This is a genomic window from Chamaesiphon sp. OTE_20_metabat_361, from assembly GCF_031364565.1.
Map to the genome: position 1 here is coordinate 1 of NZ_JANLWO010000232.1, position 3,583 is coordinate 3,583.

Sequence of the window (3,583 nt, forward strand, 5' to 3'; positions counted from 1 at the left end):
AAATTTGGTTTCTTCCTAAGCTGTAGAAAGTTTTTATCCGCACTATCGATTATAACACCAGGTATTCCGTGGGCGTAAGTTGAGTCTCTATGCTCTAGGAGGTAAGTTTCATAAAAGCATCTTTCAAGCTGGCTAACCTCAATTTAACCTCAACCAGATCGATCGAGTGCGGCAATGGTATATTACACTTATCCATTCTGGTAGCTCCTAGCATGAAGTGTATCGCCGCTGCATTCAGTCTATCGTTCACCCTATTGGGTGCATCACCCGCCCAAGCTCAGATTAAGCCCGACAATACCTTGGGTGTAGATGGCTCGATCGTCAACAACAATACCATCCAAGGCGGCGCACAGCGCGGTACCAATCTTTTCCACAGCTTCACGGATTTTAGCATTGGTGACGGTCAACGCGTGGATTTTGTCAATCCGATCGGGGTGAATAATATCATCACGCGGGTAACTGATACACCCTCGAATATTAATGGGACTTTGGGTATTTTAGGTAATGCCAATCTGTTTTTTCTCAACCCGAATGGAATTTTATTTGGGCAGAATTCACGCTTAGATATGGCGGGTACTTTTGTCGGGAGTACTGCTAATGGTTTGAAATTTGCAGATGGAAATGTGTATGGTACTGTCAATCCGCAGGTACCGTTGTTGACGATGACGACTCCGGTGGGGCTTCAGTTTGGGAGTAGGATTGGCGATATTAACTTTACAGGTACGACTGGTTTACTCGCTAATTATGATAGTAATAGTTTAGTATTTGCTGGGGGCAATATTACGTTAACTGGTTCTAGATTGATACTGCCTAATGGCAAAGTGGAATTAGCTGCCGTTAATGATGTCGGATCGATCGCGATCGATACCACCAAGCTAACAGATACTAGGGCTACAAGTCTAGCTATTCCTGATGGGTTGAGGCGGGGTGATATTACCGTCCAAAATGGTGCGCGGATCTCCACGGCGGGTACGAATAGTGGCAATATCGATCTCCAAGCACGCCAAATTACGGTTGCTGGGGCGGAGAGTAGTCCTAGTGTGATTAGTGCCCGTTCTACTGGTAATGTGGCAAATACTCAAGGTGGTAGTATTAAATTCAATGCGACGGGTGATGTATCGATCGCGGGTAATAATACGGGGATTTCTAGCAGTACTTTAGGTGATATTAATGGTGGCGATATTACAATTACCGCTCGAAATTTGCAGATCTTGAATGGTGCATATCTAGAAGCGAGTCCTTATGGCATGGGAAATGGTGGCAATATCTCGATCGCGGCAATCGATACAGTTAAAATTGGTGCGCCGATAAATGCTCAAGAAAGCGATATTTTAACTAGTGCTTATGGTTCTGGCAACAGTGGAAATATCGATGTCAAAACTGCCAAGTTTTCGATTCAAGATGGTGCAAAAATCTCGACAGGAAATAGTGATGGTGGTGCGAGTGGTTCGCTGACGATCGCAGGTTTAAATGGACGAAGTGCGGATTCGATCGAGGTATCTAACTCGGAGATCGCGACGAGCGGCACTATCAGTGGCAACATCAATCTGCAAACTCGCGATCTGACGGTAGTGGGAATGGGAGCTAATCGGGCACAAATTAATGCGAGATCGACTGGTAATGTGGCAAATACGCAAGGTGGTAGTATTAAAATCGATGCAACGGGTGATGTGTTAATTTCTGGAAATAATACGGGGATTTCTAGTAGTAATACTCAGGGGGCGATCGATGGTGGAGATATTCAGATTAACGCTCGAAATTTGCAGATATTAGATGGTGCATATTTAGAAACTAGTCCCTATAAAAGAAGTTCGGGGCGTGGTGGAAACATCTCGATCGCAGTAACGGATACCGTTCGACTTGGTGCGCCGACAAATGGACAAGAAAGTGACATTCTCACCAGTACTTATGGTTTGGGTACTAGTGGTAATATTACGATTCAAACAGGCAAGCTGATCCATAAAGATGGCGCACAAATTGGTACAGATTACAACTATATCGATCCTAGTAATCCCCTCAGTATCGGCAAGTTAGGTGATATTAAAATTGTTGCAAAGGAATCAATAGAAGTTAGTGGGGTATCCCCGGCTGTATTTTTGTATGGATTTCCCAAGGCTACAGCGATCGCAACATTTTCAGCAGGTCGGACAGATTCTGGTAATATCGATATTCAAACTCCTAAATTTGTCCTCAAGGATGGCGCGGTAATTTCGGCGGGAACTGACGGGAGTGGCTTGGGTGGCTCGATCTCGATCGCGGGTTTAAACGGTCGTCCAGCGGACTCGGTGGAGCTACTGGGTAACTCGAATTTGGGGCAATTTCTGGGGACGGAAAATGTGCCAGGTTTCGCAGGTGTGGGGAATGGGAGCCGGATTCGGAGTATTACCAGCGATACGGGTAATGCTGGTGTCGTCAAGATTAATGCCGATCGAGTGACGTTACAAGGTGGGACGAGAATTGATGTCAGTACGCTCGCTAGCGGGCAAGGCGGCTCGATCGATATTCAAGCCAACACAGTAAACTTAGTCGATGGCGGTCAATTAATCTCGACGACGAAGGGGAGCGGACAGGCGGGGACAATTAATGTTCGAGCTGACAAAATCTTGACCCTGGGCGGTATCGATCCGACTTTTGAAGCCAAACGAGCCTTCCTGAGCTTAATTCTCGTCGTCAGCAACCAACCAGCCGCCAGAGCCGCTCTGGGCGAATATCTCCAAAATCCCAACCCGACTGCACAGCAATCTGTACTCGCCGCTTGGCAGCAAACTAATCCTAATCCTGTGGATCGACAAGTTTTAGATAAATATTTTACCTTCTTGCAAACCAGTCCGACAGCTCGATCGAGTCTACAATCCTATCTCACCAAGACAGATGGGACGGGATCGTTTAGTGACTATAATCTCGTCCTAAATGTTGGTAATACTAGCGGCATCATCAGTCGATCGCAATCCGGTTCTACTGGTAATGGTGGCAATATTAATCTTACTAGTCCGAATTTGAATATTCAACAAGGTGCATTAGTTACTGTGAATAGTAATGGTGACGGACGTGGCGGGAATATTACCGCCAATGCCGATGCGATTAAACTCGATCGCGGGGCGATAACTGCTAAAACTGTCTCAGCCAATGGGGGCGATATCGACCTCAACGTCAATAAACTGCTACTGCTGCGGAACCAGTCCGAGATTTCGGCAAGTGCGGCGACGAATGGGAATGGCGGGAATATCAATATCTTTGCGCCCAACGGACTCATCCTGGCAGTACCAAATGAAAATAGCAATATTACCGCCAGTGCGGCGGGTGGACAAGGCGGGAAAATTCAGATTAGAGCCGATAACGTGTTGGGCTTTAGTACTCAGCGGACGGACTTATCAAATATTACCGCGACTTCCACATTTGGCCCTCAAGGGATTGTGACGATTACGACATTGGGGAACGATCCAAACAAAGGATTGCAACCAGATCCGATCGCACCAAACCCGCCGACAATCTCACAAACTTGTGCGAGGAGTAGTGATAAGCAGGCGAGTACATTCATCGACAGTGGTAAGGGTGGGATGACCCCCAGTGCGATCGAGCCGTT

1 protein-coding gene is annotated in these 3,583 nt (G+C 46.7%); it reads left to right on the forward strand.

The window, feature by feature from the left end; translation table 11 throughout:
* Window positions 1-212 precede the first annotated feature (212 nt).
* The coding region (locus RMO35_RS06760; RefSeq protein WP_309739533.1) for a filamentous hemagglutinin N-terminal domain-containing protein at window positions 213-3,583 on the forward strand (3,371 nt) is incomplete at its 3' end.